Annotated in this window: 12 protein-coding genes; 9 read left to right on the top strand and 3 right to left on the bottom strand. The window is 65.9% G+C overall.

Features of this window, described 5'->3' with window-relative positions:
- Nucleotides 1-111: 111 nt before the first annotated feature.
- A complete protein-coding gene (locus ING15_RS05365; protein WP_206453751.1) occupies nt 112-588 on the bottom strand; it encodes an SRPBCC family protein in 477 nt (158 codons plus the stop codon).
- Between the two features lie 143 nt (nt 589-731).
- On the opposite strand from ING15_RS05365, the gene ING15_RS05360 reads away from it, so the two are divergent.
- The 5 genes from ING15_RS05360 (at nt 732) to ING15_RS05340 (ending at nt 5,289) form a co-directional block, all read left to right on the top strand.
- The gene (locus ING15_RS05360) at nt 732-1,826 is read left to right on the top strand and encodes a class I SAM-dependent methyltransferase (RefSeq protein WP_232845576.1); all 1,095 of its coding nucleotides are present in this window, start codon (nt 732-734) and stop codon (nt 1,824-1,826) included.
- Entirely contained in the window at nt 1,819-2,697 is an 879-nt protein-coding gene (locus ING15_RS05355) for a TrmH family RNA methyltransferase (protein ID WP_206453750.1), read from the top strand. The genes ING15_RS05360 and ING15_RS05355 overlap by 8 nt, the downstream gene beginning before the upstream one ends.
- Nucleotides 2,697-3,197 (top strand): signal peptidase II, encoded by a 501-nt coding sequence (gene lspA, locus ING15_RS05350; RefSeq protein WP_206453749.1) that lies wholly within the window; start codon nt 2,697-2,699, stop codon nt 3,195-3,197. Before ING15_RS05355 ends, lspA begins: the two co-directional genes overlap by 1 nt.
- Nucleotides 3,198-3,245: 48 nt before the next feature.
- Nucleotides 3,246-4,238, top strand: coding sequence for an acrylyl-CoA reductase (NADPH) (gene acuI, locus ING15_RS05345; RefSeq protein WP_206453748.1), 993 nt, complete (start codon nt 3,246-3,248; stop codon nt 4,236-4,238).
- 127 nt (nt 4,239-4,365) lie between these two features.
- Nucleotides 4,366-5,289 (top strand): GNAT family N-acetyltransferase, encoded by a 924-nt coding sequence (locus ING15_RS05340; protein WP_206453747.1) that lies wholly within the window; start codon nt 4,366-4,368, stop codon nt 5,287-5,289.
- 72 nt (nt 5,290-5,361) lie between these two features.
- Here the strand turns inward: ING15_RS05340 and ING15_RS05335 are convergent, their stop codons facing one another.
- Both ING15_RS05335 and ING15_RS05330 read right to left on the bottom strand, forming a co-directional pair.
- Nucleotides 5,362-5,643 carry a DUF1236 domain-containing protein gene (locus ING15_RS05335; protein WP_206453746.1) on the bottom strand — a complete coding sequence of 94 codons (282 nt, stop codon included), beginning with the start codon at nt 5,641-5,643 and terminating at the stop codon, nt 5,362-5,364.
- 149 nt (nt 5,644-5,792) lie between these two features.
- Complete coding sequence (locus tag ING15_RS05330; RefSeq protein ID WP_206453745.1) at nt 5,793-8,075, bottom strand: NADP-dependent malic enzyme; 2,283 nt, start codon at nt 8,073-8,075, stop codon at nt 5,793-5,795.
- A 147-nt stretch (nt 8,076-8,222) separates the two neighbouring features.
- Between ING15_RS05330 and mutS the strand changes: the two genes are divergently transcribed.
- The 4 genes from mutS to trpS all read left to right on the top strand — a co-directional run bounded on the left by mutS (nt 8,223) and on the right by trpS (nt 16,890).
- A complete protein-coding gene (gene mutS, locus ING15_RS05325; protein ID WP_232845575.1) occupies nt 8,223-10,910 on the top strand; it encodes a DNA mismatch repair protein MutS in 2,688 nt (895 codons plus the stop codon).
- Nucleotides 10,911-11,244: 334 nt separating this feature from the next.
- The gene (locus ING15_RS05320; RefSeq protein ID WP_206453850.1) at nt 11,245-14,106 is read left to right on the top strand and encodes a [protein-PII] uridylyltransferase; all 2,862 of its coding nucleotides are present in this window, start codon (nt 11,245-11,247) and stop codon (nt 14,104-14,106) included.
- Nucleotides 14,103-15,713, top strand: a complete 1,611-nt coding sequence (murJ, locus tag ING15_RS05315) for a murein biosynthesis integral membrane protein MurJ (RefSeq protein ID WP_206453744.1) — start codon at nt 14,103-14,105, stop codon at nt 15,711-15,713. Before ING15_RS05320 ends, murJ begins: the two co-directional genes overlap by 4 nt.
- Nucleotides 15,714-15,822: 109 nt before the next feature.
- Nucleotides 15,823-16,890 (top strand): tryptophan--tRNA ligase, encoded by a 1,068-nt coding sequence (gene trpS / locus ING15_RS05310; protein ID WP_206453743.1) that lies wholly within the window; start codon nt 15,823-15,825, stop codon nt 16,888-16,890.
- Nucleotides 16,891-16,931: the final 41 nt, after the last annotated feature.

Here is a 16,931-nt window from a genome sequence, read left to right as displayed (position 1 = left end):
AAGAATCGCGGCCGTGGCTGGCGTGATACGATCAAAGGCCCGCCATGTAGCGGGCCTTGGCCTTTTCGTTACTGACATTCCGCGCCCCATCGCGAAGGCGCTGCCTGCGTCTCAGGCGGATTCCGTCGTGCCCTCGGCCCCGGCCGAGCCGCCCGACACTTTCTCGGCGAAGCAGTCGAAGAATTGTCCGGCAAGCTTCTTGGCCGTCGAATCGATGAGCCGCCCGCCCAACTGGGCGATCTTGCCGCCGACCTGAGCCTTGACGTCATAGGTGAGGATGGTGTCCGCGCCGTCCTCGGCCAGGTGTACGTCGGCGCCCCCCTTGGCGAAGCCGGCAATGCCGCCCTTGCCCTCGCCGACAATCGAATAGCTTTCCGGCGCGTTGATATTCTCAAGCCGGACTTCGCCAGCGAACTTTGCCTTGACCGGGCCAATCTTGGTGACGACTGTCGCCGCCATCTCGTTCTCGCCGGTCATCTCCAGGCTCTGGCAGCCTGGGATACAGGCGCGCAGGACGTCCGGGTCATTGAGCGCGGCCCAGACCTTTTCACGCGGTGCCGGTAGTCGATATTCGCCTTTCAGATCCATGCTGATCCTCCCTGTTCGGCGGGCGCGAATTCTGGCCCCCGCAATGTGTCGCCCGCGACTTGCTGCACGTTTTTAGCCGCTTTGCCAAGTTGCCAAGGAACCGGTAAGGAGCGCCCTGAACCACAGTAGCAGGGAGTTTCGCCTTGGCGCGAACGCGGCGGCCGAACCACAAGACGGCCACGAAACCGGCTCGGACGGTGTCCCGCAAGCATGAGGCGGACCGGCCGGAGCGCGCGCGCCCGGCCGGAGGCGGACAGCTCGGGGCCGGTCGACCGGCCGAGCCGTCGACGCGGTTGATGCTACCGGAGCGAGTGGGCGCCCGCCCGGGCGAGCAGGGACCGCTGATCCTCACCGTGGAGCCGACGCAGGATTACGCGCTGATCGATTCAGGCGGTGGCGAGAAGCTGGAGCGCTATGGCCCGCTGCTGGTTCGCCGGCCGGAAAACCAGGCGATCTGGCAGCCGCGTCTGAAGCCGGATGATTGGCAGCGGGCCGATGCGGTCTTTACCGGCGACATCGACGAGGAAGGCAGCGGCCGCTGGCGCTTTCCCCATGCGCCGCTCGGCGAGACCTGGCCGCTCGTCCATGACGGGCTGTCCTATCAGGGGCGGTTCACCTCCTTCCGCCATGTCGGCGTGTTTCCCGAACAGGCGGCGCACTGGTCCTACGCCGAGGCCGCGATCCGCGCCGCGAGCCAACGGGGAAACAACCCGGTGCGGGTGCTCAATCTTTTTGGCTACACCGGCATTGCTTCGCTCATCGCCGCCCGTGCCGGCGCCGAGGTCACCCATGTTGATGCCTCCAAGAAAGCGGTTGGCTGGGCGCGGGAGAACCAGGAGATGGCGGGGCTCGGCGCGCGTCCGATCCGCTGGATCTGCGAAGATGCGATCCGCTATGTGGAGCGTGAGGTCAAACGCGGTAGCCGCTATGACGCGATCCTGCTCGATCCGCCGAAATTCGGCCGGGGTCCGAAGGGCGAAGTCTGGCAGCTTTTCGACGATCTGCCCTATCTTTTGGGTCTTGTCCGTGAACTCCTGTCGGATCGTCCGCTGTTCGTGATCCTCACCGCCTATTCGATCCGCGCTTCGTTCTACGCCCTGTCGGCGCTCATGGGCGAGAGCTTTCGCGGGCTCGGCGGCAAGTTGCAATCGGGCGAACTCGTCATTCGCGAGGCCGGCGACGAGCCGCGGCTTTTGTCGACGTCCCTCTTCTCGCGCTGGAGCGCCGACCATGTCTGATCGTTCTCTGCCGGCCTCGGGCGCCGACCGCCGGCCTGGATTCGCGCCGACGCGCGCGCCCGGCCGGGTCAAGGAGGTGTCCAGCATCTCCAACCCGATCATCAAGGATATTCGTGCGCTGGCGCAAAAGCGGCACCGTGACGAGACCGGTCTGTTCCTCGCCGAAGGGCTGAAGCTGGTGATCGACGCGCTCGACGCCGGCTGGGAAATCCAGACCCTGATCGTCGCCAAGGCCGAGATCGGCCAGGAATTGCTGGCGAAGACGGCTGCGCGGACCGTGTCGCTCGGCGCCGACCTCGTCGAGGCAAGCGCCAAGGTGCTGGAAGCGATCACCCGCCGCGACAACCCCCAGAACGCCGTCGGCGTCTTCCGCCGCCAGCTGACGCCGCTCGCCAAGCTCGATCTGAGCGGCACCAACGTTGTGGTGGCGCTGGACCGGGTCCGCGATCCGGGCAATCTCGGCACCGTGCTGCGCACCGCCGACGCAGCCGGAGCCTCCGGCGTCGTGCTGATCGGCGACACGGTCGACCCGTTCTCGCTCGAAACCGTCCGCGCGACGATGGGCTCGATCTTCTCGGTTCCGCTGGCGCGGGCGAGCGAAGCCGAATTCCTCGAATGGCGCAAGCGCTTCAAGGGCCTGGTCGCGGGAACCCACATGGAGGGGGCGATCGACTATCGCAAACCCGATTACGGTGCCGGGGCGACGGTACTGTTGATGGGCAACGAGCAGGCCGGCCTGACCGACCGGCTCACGGAGGCTTGCGACGTCCTGGTGCGGATTCCGCAGGCGGGGCGCGCCGACAGTTTGAATCTCGCCGTCGCCACCGGCGTGATGCTGTTCGAAGTGCGCCGGGGAGTGCTCAGCCTGTGATGCGGGTTTTCATCGGTTTCAACGTCATTCTCGTCGCAGTCGCGGTCATCGCCGATCAGGCGATCAAGGCGCTCGTCGTCGCCACGATGGAACTGGGCGAGGCGATCGAGGTGCTGCCCTTCCTCGCGCTCTATCATGCCCGCAACACCGGCATCGCCTTTTCGATGTTCGCGGGGTTCGGCGATGTCGGGCTGTCGCTTCTGTCCGGGCTCGTGCTGGCAGTCGTCCTTTATCTCTGGCTGAAGACGCCGGCCGATCGGCGGCTCCTCCATGTCGGTCTGGCGATCATCGTCGGCGGCGCGATCGGCAACCTCATCGATCGGGTCCGGCTCGGCTATGTCGTCGATTATATCTACTTCCACACGCCGGTCTGGGATTTCGCCGTTTTCAACCTGGCCGACGCCTTCATCACCGTGGGTGCGGTCTTGATCCTCATCGAGGAGTTCATCCTGGCGCCCCGGCGCGGGAGGCTCGCCAAGCTCGGCGAACCCCACGATTGACTTCGCCGGTTCCCGCCCTCAGTCGAATAGCGGAAAGGGAGTGATGCAATGAGCGAGACGTTTCGGGCGATCCTGGTATCGCGTGACGAGCAGAAGAAGCAGTCGGTGGACGTCGTGGAGATGGCGCCGGACGATCTGATGGACGGCGACGTCGATGTCGCGGTCGAGGCGACGACGGTCAATTACAAGGACGGTCTCGCCATCACCGGCAAGGCGCCGGTCGTGCGTCGCTGGCCGCTGATTCCGGGGATCGACCTGGCCGGGACCGTGATCCGCTCTACCCACGCCGACTGGAAGGAGGGCGACAAGGTTGTGCTCAATGGCTGGGGCGTCGGCGAGACCCATTACGGCGCCTATGCCGGCCGCGCCCGACTGAACGGCGACTGGCTGGTGCCGCTGCCCGAGCGCTTTTCGCCGAAGGATGCGATGGCGATCGGCACCGCCGGCTACACGGCGATGCTGTGCGTGCTGGCGCTGGAGAAGGCCGGAATGGGGCCGGATCGTGGGCCGGTGGTCGTCACCGGTGCGTCCGGCGGGGTCGGTTCGGTCGCGACGGCGATCCTGTCGAAGCTCGGCTGGCATGTCATCGCCTCCACCGGCCGGCCGGACGAAGCCGGCTGGCTGACCGATCTCGGCGCCGCCGAGATCATCGATCGCGCCGAACTCTCCGAGCCCGGCAAGCCTCTGGCCAAGGAGCGCTGGGCGGCGGGCATCGACGCGGTCGGCAGCCACACTTTGGCGAACGTCCTTGCGGCGACCTCCTATGGTGGCGCCGTCGCATGTTGCGGCCTCGCCCAGGGCATGGACCTTCCAGCTTCGGTCGCCCCCTTCATTCTGCGCGGTGTGTCGCTGCTCGGTGTCGATTCGGTGATGGCACCGAAACTGCGGCGGCTGGAAGCCTGGCGACGGCTGTCGCAGGATCTCGAACCGGAAAAGCTGCGGGCGATCGCGACGGAAATTACCTTCGACGGTATCCTCGATGCCGCCAAGGACATCGTCGAGGGCAAGATTCGCGGCCGCGTCGTCGTCGACATGACTTGAACCAACCCTTGTCCGGAGCGTTGTTCCTCGCCGCCACTTGGGCGATAGTGGCGTGGGGACGGTCACAAATTCTTCGCCGCGGATCGCTATGGCACGGCGGCGCGGAGTTGACCGGACGGAGAACGCGATGATCGGACAGGGCACGAGGCAGGCGCAACGGATCGATGCCGGCGAGGCGGCGGGTTCGGGCGTCGCCGGTTCGGCAAGGGTTCCGGCGAGGCTACGCCACCTGACCCGGCGCTTCGATTCCATGTCGCCGGTCCTCGGGCGGATCGGCCCGCTTGAGGTTCGCCTGGCGCGCCGACCATCCGAGGTCAGGGCGTCGCAGAAGCTGCGCTATCAAGTCTTCTACGAGGAAATGAACGCCCAGCCCTCGAAGCTGCAGAAGATGACCAGGCGGGACCGGGACGGCTTCGACCGTTATTGCGACCACCTGCTGGTTCTCGATCACAGCCATGGCGGCCCGATCGACAACCGCATCGTCGGGACCTACCGGCTGTTGCGCGGCGAGATGGCGGCACTGGCCGGCGGCTTCTATACCGCCCAGGAATTCGACATCGCACCAATGCTCGCCCGTCATGAGGGTACACGGTTTCTGGAGCTCGGACGCTCCTGCGTCCTCAAGGGCTATCGCGGCAAGCGCACCGTCGAACTGCTCTGGCAGGGGATCTGGAGCTACGTGCTCGGCCACGACATCGACGTGTTGTTCGGCTGCGCCTCGTTGGCGGGGACCGACCCTGACGCGCTGGCTGTACCGCTCGCCTTCTTGCGGCAGAACGCGCCGGCGCCGGCGGAATGGCGGGTTCGCGCGCATCCCGAGCGGGGAATCTTTCCGCCGGATCCTCCTCAGGAGGTCGAGGCGCGCAAGGCGCTCGCGGCGCTGCCGCCGCTGCTCAAAGGCTATTTGCGGCTTGGCGGCTATATCGGCGAAGGCGCCGTCGTGGATCACCAGTTCGGCACCACCGACGTCCTCGTCGTGCTGCCGCGGGCCAATATCAATCCGCGCTATATCGGCCATTACGGCGCGGACGCCGGCCGCTTCGCCGCCTGAGCGGACGAGCACGATGGGAAATGGCTGCCGTGGCTCGCGGTCGGCCTCCCGACCTCTGTCCCGTCGGCCTTGCTACTGGCCGATCCGCACGATGCTTCGGGTCTTCAAATCGACCAGAACCGGTTCGCCATTGTAGTAGAAATAGACAAGGTTGGAATTGCCCGGAACCTGTTGCAGCGCCACCGTATCTGGAACGGAATCGCCGAGTTGCGGCACCGTCGGCAATTGTGCGTTGTCGGTCGGGTGTTCGGCTGCGTACCGCAGGACGATGACGTTCTCATCGGCGCCCTGGGCGGACGCCGCCGTGGTCAACGCGAATGTCGATAGTGCGACGATCAGGGCGGTTCTCAGCATTGGACACTTTCTCACACGATTGGCCGCCTCGTCCGGGAGGCATGCCGTTATCCTTGACACAGCACCCATGAACGGAAGCTGATGACACTCAAATGGCTCTTGGCGGCTTCGGCGACAATATCCTCGCCGCAACCGCATCGGTTCACCTTTCAATCGATGGCCTCATAGGCGGCAATCGCGGCCATGTTGACGAGGTCGGAATCCTTGGCTCCGAGCGCGACGATCTGCACCGGCTTTTCCAGCCCGACCAGCAACGGACCGACGACCGTCGAGCCGCCCAGTTCCTGGAGCATCTTGGTGGCGATCGAGGCGGAATGGAAAGCCGGCATCACCAGGACGTTGGCGGGGCCGGAAAGCCGGCAGAACGGGTACTGCTCCATGATCTCGGCGTTGAGCGCCACGTCGGCGTTCATCTCGCCGTCATACTCGAAATCGACCTTCAGCCCGTCGAGGATGCGAACCGCCTCCTGCACCTTCTGCGCCCGTTCGCCTGGCGGATTGCCGAAGGTGGAGTAGGCCAGCATCGCGACGCGCGGCTCGTAGCCGAGCTTGCGGGCCATCGCCGCCGCCTCGATGGCGATGTCGGCGAGTTCCTGGGCGTTCGGCATGTCATGCACGGCGGTGTCGGCGACCAGCACCGTCCGTCCACGGCATAGCACGACGGAGACGCCGATCATCGTATGGCCGGGCTTGACGTCGAGCACACGCCCGACGTCTTGCAAGACGGTCTGATAGTTGCGCGTCACGCCCGAGACCATGGCATCCGCGTCCCCCGTCGCCACCATGGCGCTGGCGAAGAGGTTGCGGTCGTTGCGCATCATCCGAACGCAGTCCCGGTGTAGATAGCCTTTTCGCTGGAGGCGCGAGTAGAGCAGTTCGGTATAGTCGTCGACCCGGCCGGAAAGCCGCGCATTGACCAGTTCAAGGCCCGGCTTGTCGAGATCGATGCCGGCCTCGCGCGCGGTTTCACGCATCTCGGCGTCGCGGCCGAGCAGGATGGCAGTGCCGAGATTCTGGTTCACATAGGCGAGCGCGGCCCGCATCACCTGCGGCTCCTCGCCCTCGGCGAAGACCATCCGCTTCGGGGCACGCCGCACGCCGTCATAGATGCGCTGCAGCGTCGAGGCGATCGGGTCGCGCCGGGAGCGCAATTCCCTGTCATAGGCGTCGAAATCGGCGATCGCCCGTCGTGCGACGCTGGTGTCCATCGCCGCTTTGGCCACAGCGCGCGGGATCGCCGAGATCAGGCGGGGGTCGAAGGGGACCGGGATGATGTAGTTCGGGCCGAATTGCGGCCGCTGCCCGCGATACGCCGCGACCACGTCGTCGGGCACGTCCTCGCGGGCGAGGGCGGCAAGCGCTTCGGCGGCGGCGACCTTCATCGCCTCGTTGATCGTCGTCGCGCGCACGTCCAGCGCGCCGCGGAAGATGTAGGGAAAGCCGAGGACGTTGTTGACCTGATTGGGATAGTCCGAGCGCCCGGTCGCCATGATCGCGTCGGTGCGGATTTCCGCGACTTCCTCCGGCGTGATCTCCGGATCGGGATTGGCCATGGCGAAGATAATCGGATTCTTCGCCATCGACGCGATCATCTCGGGCGTGAACGCGCCCTTGGCCGACAGGCCGAAGACGACATCGGCGCCGTCCATGGCATCCGCCAGGGTGCGCCGGTCGGTGTCGACCGCGTGGGCGGACTTCCACTGGTTCATGCCGGCCTCGCGGCCGCGATGGATGACGCCGCGTGTGTCGCAGACGATGATGTTCTCCGCCGAAAAGCCCATCGCCTTCATCAGGTCGATACAGGCGATCGAGGCGGCGCCCGCGCCGTTGACGACCAGCTTGGTGGAGGCGAGATCGCGGCCGGTCAGATGCAGCGCGTTGATCAGGCCCGCGATGGCGATGATCGCCGTGCCGTGCTGGTCGTCGTGAAACACGGGAATGTCCATCGCCTCGCGCAACCGCTCCTCGATGACGAAGCAGTCGGGCGCCTTGATGTCCTCCAGATTGATGCCGCCGAAGGATGGACCGAGCAGCCGCACGCAATTGACGAATTCGTCGATATTCTCGGTGTCGATCTCCAGGTCGATGGAATCGACGTCGGCGAAGCGCTTGAACAGCACCGCCTTGCCCTCCATCACCGGTTTGGAGGCAAGCGCCCCGAGATTGCCGAGCCCGAGGATAGCCGTGCCGTTCGAGATGACGGCGACCATGTTGCCGCGCGCGGTGTAGTCGAACGCCTTGTCCGGATCTTCCGCGATGGCGCGCACCGGCACGGCGACGCCGGGCGAATAGGCGAGCGACAGGTCGCGCTGGGTCGCCATCGGTTTGGTGGCGTTGACCTCCAGCTTTCCAGGCCGCCCCGAGGAATGGAAACTTAGTGCCTCGGCGTCGGAGACGGACGGCCTTCGTTGACCCGTTGTACGCTGATCCATGCTTTCCCCCTCTTATTGTTTTCGTTTCCCCTTCCATCGCGCTAGCCGCAAAGCTAAGCGGAGGGGAGCTTATATGGTTGGCCGCGTTCGTCCGCATACCGCACGACCGGGCGCCCCCAGTTTGAATGAAAGAGACCCATCCGCGCAATGACGGTCGACAAGGATGCCGCCCCGACGCCGATGATGGCGCAATATATCGAGATCAAGGCGGCCAATCCGGACTGCCTGCTGTTCTATCGCATGGGCGATTTCTACGAGCTGTTCTTCGATGACGCGGCCGAGGCCTCGCGGACGCTCGGCATCGCCTTGACCAAGCGGGGCAAGCATCTCGGCGAGGACATCCCGATGGCCGGCGTGCCGGTGGTCTCGGCCGACGATTATCTGCAAAAGCTGATCGCCTTCGGCCATCGGGTCGCGGTCTGCGAGCAGATCGAGGACCCCGCCGAAGCGCGCAAGCGCGGCGCCAAATCGGTGGTGAAGCGCGACGTGGTCCGCCTGGTGACGCCGGGGACGATCACCGAGGAGGTGCTGCTGGAGCCGGGGCGTCCGAATTATCTGATGGCGCTGGCGCGATTGGGAGGCTCCGGCCGCAATGCGGCCTTCGCCCTGGCCTGGACGGATCTGTCGACCGGCACCTTCCGCCTCGCGGAAACCGACCTGGACCGCCTGGCCACCGATATCGCGGCGGTCGAACCGAGCGAGATCGTCGTCACCGAGTCGGTGTTCCATGACGAGGCGCTGCAGCCCTTGCTGCGCCGATATGGCCGTGCCGCGCGGCCCGAGCCGCAGGCGCTGTTCGACGGCGCCACGGCCGAGGAGCGGGTCTGCCGCTTCTACGGTGTGGCGACGCTGTCCGGTTTCGGCGGTTTTTCGCGGGCGGAACTTGCTGCCGCAGCCGCCCTGATCGCCTATCTCGGCAAGACCCAGATGGCGGCGCGCCCGGCCCTGCAGCGGCCCGAGCGGGTGGTCGCCGGCTCGCTGATGCAGATCGATCCGGCGACCCGTGCCTCTTTGGAATTGACCCGGACGATGTCGGGCAAGCGGCAGGGCAGCCTTTTGTCGACCATCGACCGGACCGTGACCGGCGCGGGCGCCCGGCTTTTGGCGGGCCGGCTCGCGGCCCCGCTGACCGATCCGGCGGCGATCCGGGCCCGGCAGGCGTCGGTCGGCGCTTTCGTCGCGGATATGCCGAACCGCCAGCGCTTGCGCGCGGCTCTCACCGGTCTGCCGGACACCGAGCGCGCGCTGTCGCGGCTTTCGCTCGGCCGTGGCGGTCCGCGCGACCTCGCGGCGATCCGCGACGGGTTGGAGGCCGGCTTTGCCATCGCCGCGGCGGCCGATGCCGAGATGCCGGACGAGCTGCGCCACGCCGTCGACTCGCTCGCGGCGCTGCCGCGCTCGTTGCACGCGGCGCTGTCGGAGACGCTCGCCGACCAGGTGCCGCTCATCAAACGCGATGGCGGCTTCGTCCGCGACGGCGCGATACCGGCGCTCGACGAGGCGCGTGCGCTGCGCGAGAATTCGCGACGGGTGATCGCCGAATTGCAGGGCCGCTACGCCGCCGAGACCGGGGTGCGCAATCTGCGCATCAAGCACAATAACGTGCTCGGTTATTTCGTCGAGGTCGGCGAGGCACAGGCCAAGGCACTGGACGGCGAGACGCGTTTCATCCATCGCCAGACCATGGCCTCGGCGATGCGGTTTTCCACCACCGAACTCGGCGAGCTGGAAATCCGGATCGCCGGCGCTGCGGCCGAAGCGCTCAAGATCGAGTTGGAGGCCTTCGAGCGCCTGGTCGCAGCCGTCGGCGAGGCGGTGGAGGCGCTGCGGCGCGGCGCAGAGGCGTTGGCGGTGCTTGATGTCTCGGCCGCCTTGGCCGAACTCGCTGTCGCCGAGGAATGGACGCCGCCACAGGTCGACGATAGCCTTGCCTTCACCGTGGAGGGTGGCCGCCATCCGGTGGTCGAGGCGGCGCTGAAGGCGGGCTCGGGCGATCCGTTCGTCTCCAATGACTGCGACCTCTCGCCACCAGGGGCGGGCCAGGAAGGGGCGGGGTCGATCTGGCTGCTCACCGGCCCGAACATGGGCGGCAAATCCACCTTTCTGCGTCAGAACGCCTTGATCGCCGTCCTCGCCCAGATGGGCTCCTACGTGCCGGCCGCGCGGGCCCATGTGGGCGTCGTTGATCGGCTGTTCAGCCGGGTCGGCGCCTCGGACGATCTTGCCGAGGGCCGCTCGACCTTCATGGTCGAGATGGTTGAAACCGCCGCGATCCTTAACCAGGCCGGCGAACGGGCGCTGGTCATTCTCGACGAGATCGGCCGGGGTACGGCGACCTATGACGGATTGTCGATCGCCTTTGCCGCGGTCGAGCACCTGCACGAGGTCAATCGCTGTCGAGCGCTGTTCGCCACGCATTTTCACGAGATGACGGCGCTCGCCGCACGGCTTTCCCGGATGCGCAACGCGACCATGCGGGTGAAGGAGTGGGAGGGCGAGGTGATCTTCCTGCATGAGGTCACCGCCGGCGTGGCCGATCGGTCCTACGGCATCCAGGTCGCCAAGCTCGCCGGGCTTCCTCCCATGGCGGTGGAGCGCGCCCGGCAGGTACTTGCCGAACTCGAACGTGGCGAGCAGGGCGAGCAGCGGACCGCCTTCGTCGACGACCTGCCGCTATTCTCGGCGGTCGCGCGGCGCGCCGAACCGTATCCTCACGAGCCCGAGCCAGACCACGCGCTTCGCGATGCGCTCGCGGGGCTCGATCCGGACAGCCTGTCGCCGCGCGAGGCGCTCGAAGCGCTTTACCGACTGACGGCGCTCGCCCGCCCATCGTGAGAATACGCGCCGCACTCGCCTGCTTGGCGGACCGGTGCGCCTTGGGTGCGAAGGCGGAGACGGCCGGCGGTGAGTGCGCCTTTGGCTACCTATCCGAGCGTCCCGCTGCTCCGGTCGACGCGCCTGCGGTCGCCGTGCCGGGCTCCGACTTTGGGCGTCTTCAGGCGAACCAGTACGAGCGCAGCCAGGTTCCCCGTATTGCGGGTGGCCCTTTCTTGGTTCGAGAGCGATGTCGGGGCGGCACGCATGCCTGGGCGAGTTTTCTCGCAAGCGGCGGGCGAATGGGTTATAGCCTCGCCGCCGAAGCGAATAAGCAGCAGGACCGCATATGACTATGCTCGAGGCCAGCCCCGCCCCGTCGAGCCCCCTGCCGTTCGTCGAAACCGGCGAACAGGTCCGCCTCGACGGCATTCTCGACATCGCGGTGCTGCGATCGGGGCTTGCGTCGATCGCCGAAAGGGACTCCTCCGGGGGCGCTTCGACGGCTGCGCGGGGAGAGGTTCTTGCGCTCCTGAAGGACACCATACGCCACGGTCGGACGATGATCGAGGCGATGCTGTTCGAGGATGGCGGCGGCCTCTTGTGCGCCCAGCGGCTGGCCTCGCTTCAGGACGCGGTGATCCGGGAAATCCACGACTTCGCGCTGCGCCATGTCTTTCCCTCGGCGAACCTGTCTTCGGGCGAGCGCATGGCGATCCTGGCGGTTGGTGGCTACGGCCGCGGCACGCTCGCGCCCGGTTCCGACGTCGATCTGTTGTTTCTCCTGCCCTACAAGCAGACCGCGCTCGGCGAGCAGGTGGCGGAATATCTGCTCTATCTGCTGTGGGATCTCGGCTTCAAGGTCGGCCACGCCACCCGCACGGTTGACGAATGCATCCGCCTCGCCCGGTCCGACTTCACTATCCGAACCTCGATTCTGGAACGTTGGTTGATCGCCGGCGCCGAGGAGCTTCTGGTCGAACTCGGCCGGCGCTTCGAGGCCGAAATCGTCGAAGGGACCAGCGAGGAGTTCATCGCCGCCAAACTCGGTGAGCGCTCCGTCCGTCACGCCAAGACCGGCGACACCCGCTATCTGGTCGAGCCGAACGTCAAGGAAGGCAAGGGCGGTCTGCGCGATCTCAACACCTTGTTCTGGATCGCCAAATATCACTACCGGGTAAACACGACCGAGGCGCTGGTCGAGGCCGGGGTATTCTCGCGACGCGAGGCGCGGCTCTTCCAGAAGGCTGAAGATTTTCTCTGGGCGGTGCGCTGCCACATGCACTTCGTCACCGGCAAGCCGGAGGAACGGCTTTCCTTCGACCTGCAGCCGGAGATCGCGGCACGCCTCGGCTACAACGCCCATCCGGGGTTGAAGGATGTCGAGCGCTTCATGAAGCACTACTTCCTGATCGCCAAGGACGTCGGCGATCTGACGCGCATCTTCTGCGCGGCGCTGGAGGAGCAGCACGCCAAGACCGCGCCCGGCTTGCGGGGCTTCGTGCGCACCTTGCGCAACCGGGCCAGGAAGATCCCCGGCACGCTCGCCTTCCATATCGACAACAACCGCATCAACGTCACCGGGCCGAATGTCTTCCGCGACGACCCGGTGAACCTGATCCGGATCTTCCGCCTCGCCGCGCTGCACAAGTTGGAGTACCACCCGGACGCGCTGAAGCTGATCCGCCGGTCGATCCGGCTCGTCAACGCCGATCTGAGGGAGGATCGGGATGCCAACAGCCTGTTCCTCGACGTTCTCACCGACCCGGTCGACCCGGAGCTGCATCTGCGCCGCATGAACGAAGCTGGCGTTCTCGGCCGATTCATCCCCGACTTCGGCAAGATCGTCGCGATGATGCAGTTTAACATGTACCACCACTATACGGTGGACGAGCATCTCCTGCGCTCGATCGCCACACTGTCGCGGATGGAGCGCGGGGAACTCGCCGACGAAGTGCCGATGTCCACGGGGTTCATGCGGACGCCGAAGGACCGCACCCCGCTTTACGTGGCACTGCTTCTCCACGATGTCGCCAAGGGACGGCCGGAAGATCACTCGGTCGCCGGCGCCAGGATCGCCCGCCAATTATGCCCGCGCCTCGGCCTCGACGAGCGCGAGACGGATCTCGTCGCCTGGCTGATCGAGGACCATCTGGTGATGTCGATGACGGCGCAGCAGCGCGATCTCAACGACCGCAAGACGATCCTCGATTTCGCCGAACGGGTGCGCACGCTCGACCGGTTGAAGCTGTTGACGGTGTTGACGGTCTGCGACATCCGCGCGGTTGGCCCCGGCGTCTGGAACGGCTGGAAGGGTCAGCTCTTGCGGACGCTCTACATGGAGACCGAACCGACGCTGACCGGTGGCTTCACCCAGTCGTCGCGGGGCGAGCGGATCGCGCTCGCTCGCGCGGTTCTGGCCGAGCGGCTGGCGGCCTGGCCTGCCCTCGAGCGACAGGTCTATCTCGATCTGCACTATCCCAATTACTTTCTGACCGCGCCGCTCGAGGACCAGGTCCGCCACGCGGAGTTCATTCGAACTGCCCAGGCCGATCAGCCCCTTGCCACCAGCGTGCGGACCGACAAGTTCCACGAGGTGACCGAGATCATGGTGCTGGCGCCGGATCATCCACGGCTGTTGTCGCTGCTGGCGGGCGCCTGCGCCGGGGCCGGGGCGAACATCGCCGACGCGCAGATCTTCACCATGTCCGACGGGCGGGCGCTGGACGTCATGGTGCTCAACCGGGAATTCGCGTCAGACGAGGATGAGATCCGTCGCGCCCGGCGAATCTGCGACAACATCGCCAAGCTGTTGCAGGGAAGCGAGATGCCAGCGAACCTCATCGCCCATCGCAAGCCCTTGCGGAAGACGACGCTATTCCCGGTTAAGCCGCGGGTCAGCATCGACAACGATCTGTCGAACCAGTTCAGCGTGATAGAGGTCGAGGGGCTGGACCGTCCGGGCCTTCTGTCGGACGTCACCGGCGCGATTTCCGACCTCAATCTGGACATTCGCTCGGCTCATATTTCGACCTATGGCGAAAAGGTCGTCGACGTCTTCTACGTCACGGATCTGATCGGCACCAAGATCACCAGCGAGACGCGGATCGAGCGCATCGAGGCGCGCCTGACGCGGGTTCTGGAAAGCGCCGAGGGCGAAATGTCCTCATCCGTCGTCATGTCATCCCCTCGCGCTTTCGGCATACCCCATCGATGAGCCTCCTTTCCAAGTTTGCTACGGTCGGCGGCGCGACGCTCATCTCCCGCATTTTCGGCTTTGGTCGCGAGATGATGATGGCCTCCGCGCTCGGCGTCGGCCCGGTGGCGGATGCGTTCAATCTCGCCTTCCGCTTCCCCAATCTGTTCCGCCGGCTGTTCGCCGAGGGCGCCTTCAACGCCGCCTTCATCCCGCTGTTTGCGCGATCGCTGGAAGAGGAAGGCGAGGACGGCGCGCGGCGTTTTGCCACCGAGGTCTTTTCGACGCTGTTCACCGTGCTCCTCGCGCTGACCGTTCTGGCGATGATCTTCATGCCGTTTCTGGTCCAGACCATCATCGCGCCGGGCCTGGCGGTCTGCGTCGATGATCCGGCGGCCGGCGGCAACGTCATCTCCTGTGCCGCGCGCTACGACATCACCGTCACCTTCTCGCGCATCATGTTTCCCTATCTCGCCTGCATGTCGCTGATGGCGATGGTGTCCGGCATCCTCAACGCCTTTCGCCGCTTCTTTGCGGCGGCGGTGGCGCCGACGCTTCTGAATTTCATCCTGATCGGCGTTCTCGGCTGGGCGCTGTGGGACGGCGCCGACAAGACGACGATCGGCTTCTTGATGAGCTGGGGAGTCCTGATCGCCGGCTTCGCCCAGCTCGCCATGGTGGTCGTCGCCATGCGCATGGCCGGTTTCAGCGTCGCGCTGCGTTGGCCGCGTTGGACCAAGCGGCTGAAGCGGCTTCTGGTCCTTGCCGGTCCGGCCGCGTTGATCGGCGGCATCACCCAGATCAACCTCTTCGTCGGCCAGGCGATCGCCTCCTTCAAGCCGGGCGCCGTCTCGACCCTGCAATACGCCGACCGGCCCTATCAATTGCCGCTCGGCATGGTCGGCATCGCCATTGGCGTCGTGCTCCTGCCGGAGCTGGCGCGGGCGCTCAAGGGCGGCCGGTTGCGGGAAGCCCAGCACACCCAGAACCGCAGCCTGGAATTCGCGCTGTTCCTGACGCTGCCGGCCGCCGTCGCCCTGTTCATCATCCCCGAGCCGATCATCCGGGTGCTGTATGAGCGCGGCGCCTTCGATCCGACGGCGACCCCGGCGGTAGCGGCGGTGTTGGGGCTTTATGCTCTCGGTCTGCCGGCCTTTGTCATGGCCAAGGTATTCACGCCCGGCTATTTCGCCCGCGAGGACACGCGGACGCCGATGATCGCGACGCTGATCTCGGCCGGCGCCAACATCGTCCTGTCGCTCGTCCTGTTCTGGCTGATCGCGGAACGCGGCATTGCTCTGGCCACCACCATCGCTGGCTGGCTGAATGCCGGTCTCTTATTCGCGGGGCTCTATCGAAAGGGACTGTGGGAGATCGATCGCGAATTGGTGAAGCGTTCGGCTCTGGTGGTTCTGTCATCGCTGTTGATGGGCGCCGTTCTCGTCCTGGAGATGGTCGAGCTCGGCGACTGGCTGCGACCGGAATCGTCCGTCACCACGCAGATCACCGCGATTCTGATTCTGGTGTCGTCGGCCATGGCGATCTATTTCGCGCTGGCGCTGGCGACCGGCGCGGCGGATCGCAAGCTGTTTCTGGCGGTGCTGAAGCGAAAGAAGCCGCAGCCCTGAGCGGCGCCGACGGCGTTGCTCGAACCTGTCCGCGCTTGATCGCGGCCGGCCGCTCGGCCATAACGCCTCCGATTTCCGACACCGCCGCGATCCTTTGGAGCCGCCGACCATGAGCGACATCACCCCCCGCGTCTTCTCCGGCGTGCAGCCGACCGGCAATCTGCATCTCGGTAATTATCTCGGTGCGATCCGGAAATTCGTCGCCCTGCAGGAGAGCCACGACTGCCTCTATTGCGTCGTCGACCTGCACGCGATCACTGCGCAGCTCGTCCAGGACGATCTGCCGGGCCAGATCCGTTCGATCACGGCGGCCTTCCTGGCGGCGGGAATCGACCCGAACAAGCACATCGTCTTCAATCAGAGCCGGGTGTCCGGCCATGCGGAACTCGCCTGGATATTCAACTGCGTCGCCCGCGTCGGCTGGATGAACCGGATGACCCAGTTCAAGGAAAAGGCCGGCAAGGACCGCGAGAACGCCTCGCTCGGCCTCCTGGCCTATCCGAGCCTGATGGCGGCTGACATCCTGTTGTATCGCGCGACCCATGTGCCGGTCGGCGACGACCAGAAGCAGCATCTGGAACTGACCCGCGACATCGCCGCGAAGTTCAATTTCGACTTTGCCGAACGCATCGAAGCCACCGGCCTCACCGTGGCGATCACCGGGGGCGAGGACCCCACCGAGGGCTATTTCCCGATCACCGAGCCGCTGATCGAGGGACCGGCGACCCGGATCATGAGCCTCAAGGACGGGGCCAAGAAGATGTCGAAGTCGGACCCGTCCGACCTGTCGCGCATCAATCTCACCGACGACGCCGACGCCATCGCCAGGAAGATCCGCAAGGCCAAGACCGATCCCGACGCGCTGCCCTCCGAGGTGGACGGCCTGAAGGAGCGGCCCGAGGCCGACAATCTGGTCGGCATCTTCGCCGCGCTCGCCGAGCGGCCGAAGGCCGATGTGCTGACCGAATATGGCGGTCGGCAATTTTCCGAGTTCAAGCCGGCGCTGGCCGATCTCGCCGTCGAGATCCTTGCGCCGATCAGCGCCGAGATGCGACGCTATCTCGCCGATCCGTCGCATATCGACGCTGTTCTGAAGGATGGCGGCGAGCGCGCCGGCGCCATCGCGGATGCGACGATGAAGGATGTCAAGGATATCGTCGGCTTTCTGCGCGATTGATCCGCGGGCTGACGATCTCTCGCGCTTCCAATCCCGCCGGC

Origin of the sequence: Aurantimonas marina (assembly GCF_017183135.1) — a bacterium.
Lineage (GTDB): Bacteria > Pseudomonadota > Alphaproteobacteria > Rhizobiales > Rhizobiaceae > Aurantimonas > Aurantimonas marina.
Note: the sequence above shows the minus strand (reverse complement) of the source record. Positions and strands in the feature narration are given on the sequence as shown.

What these genes read in the sequence shown, in the direction of transcription:
- ING15_RS05365 (WP_206453751.1), bottom strand. Translation starts at nt 588, where the DNA reads ATGGATCTGAAAGGCGAATATCGACTACCGGCACCGCGTGAAAAGGTC.
- ING15_RS05355 (WP_206453750.1), top strand. Translation starts at nt 1,819, where the DNA reads ATGTCTGATCGTTCTCTGCCGGCCTCGGGCGCCGACCGCCGGCCTGGA.
- lspA (WP_206453749.1), top strand. Translation starts at nt 2,697, where the DNA reads ATGCGGGTTTTCATCGGTTTCAACGTCATTCTCGTCGCAGTCGCGGTC.
- acuI (WP_206453748.1), top strand. Translation starts at nt 3,246, where the DNA reads ATGAGCGAGACGTTTCGGGCGATCCTGGTATCGCGTGACGAGCAGAAG.
- ING15_RS05340 (WP_206453747.1), top strand. Translation starts at nt 4,366, where the DNA reads ATGATCGGACAGGGCACGAGGCAGGCGCAACGGATCGATGCCGGCGAG.
- ING15_RS05335 (WP_206453746.1), bottom strand. Translation starts at nt 5,643, where the DNA reads ATGCTGAGAACCGCCCTGATCGTCGCACTATCGACATTCGCGTTGACC.
- ING15_RS05330 (WP_206453745.1), bottom strand. Translation starts at nt 8,075, where the DNA reads ATGGATCAGCGTACAACGGGTCAACGAAGGCCGTCCGTCTCCGACGCC.
- mutS (WP_232845575.1), top strand. Translation starts at nt 8,223, where the DNA reads ATGACGGTCGACAAGGATGCCGCCCCGACGCCGATGATGGCGCAATAT.
- ING15_RS05320 (WP_206453850.1), top strand. Translation starts at nt 11,245, where the DNA reads ATGCTCGAGGCCAGCCCCGCCCCGTCGAGCCCCCTGCCGTTCGTCGAA.
- murJ (WP_206453744.1), top strand. Translation starts at nt 14,103, where the DNA reads ATGAGCCTCCTTTCCAAGTTTGCTACGGTCGGCGGCGCGACGCTCATC.
- trpS (WP_206453743.1), top strand. Translation starts at nt 15,823, where the DNA reads ATGAGCGACATCACCCCCCGCGTCTTCTCCGGCGTGCAGCCGACCGGC.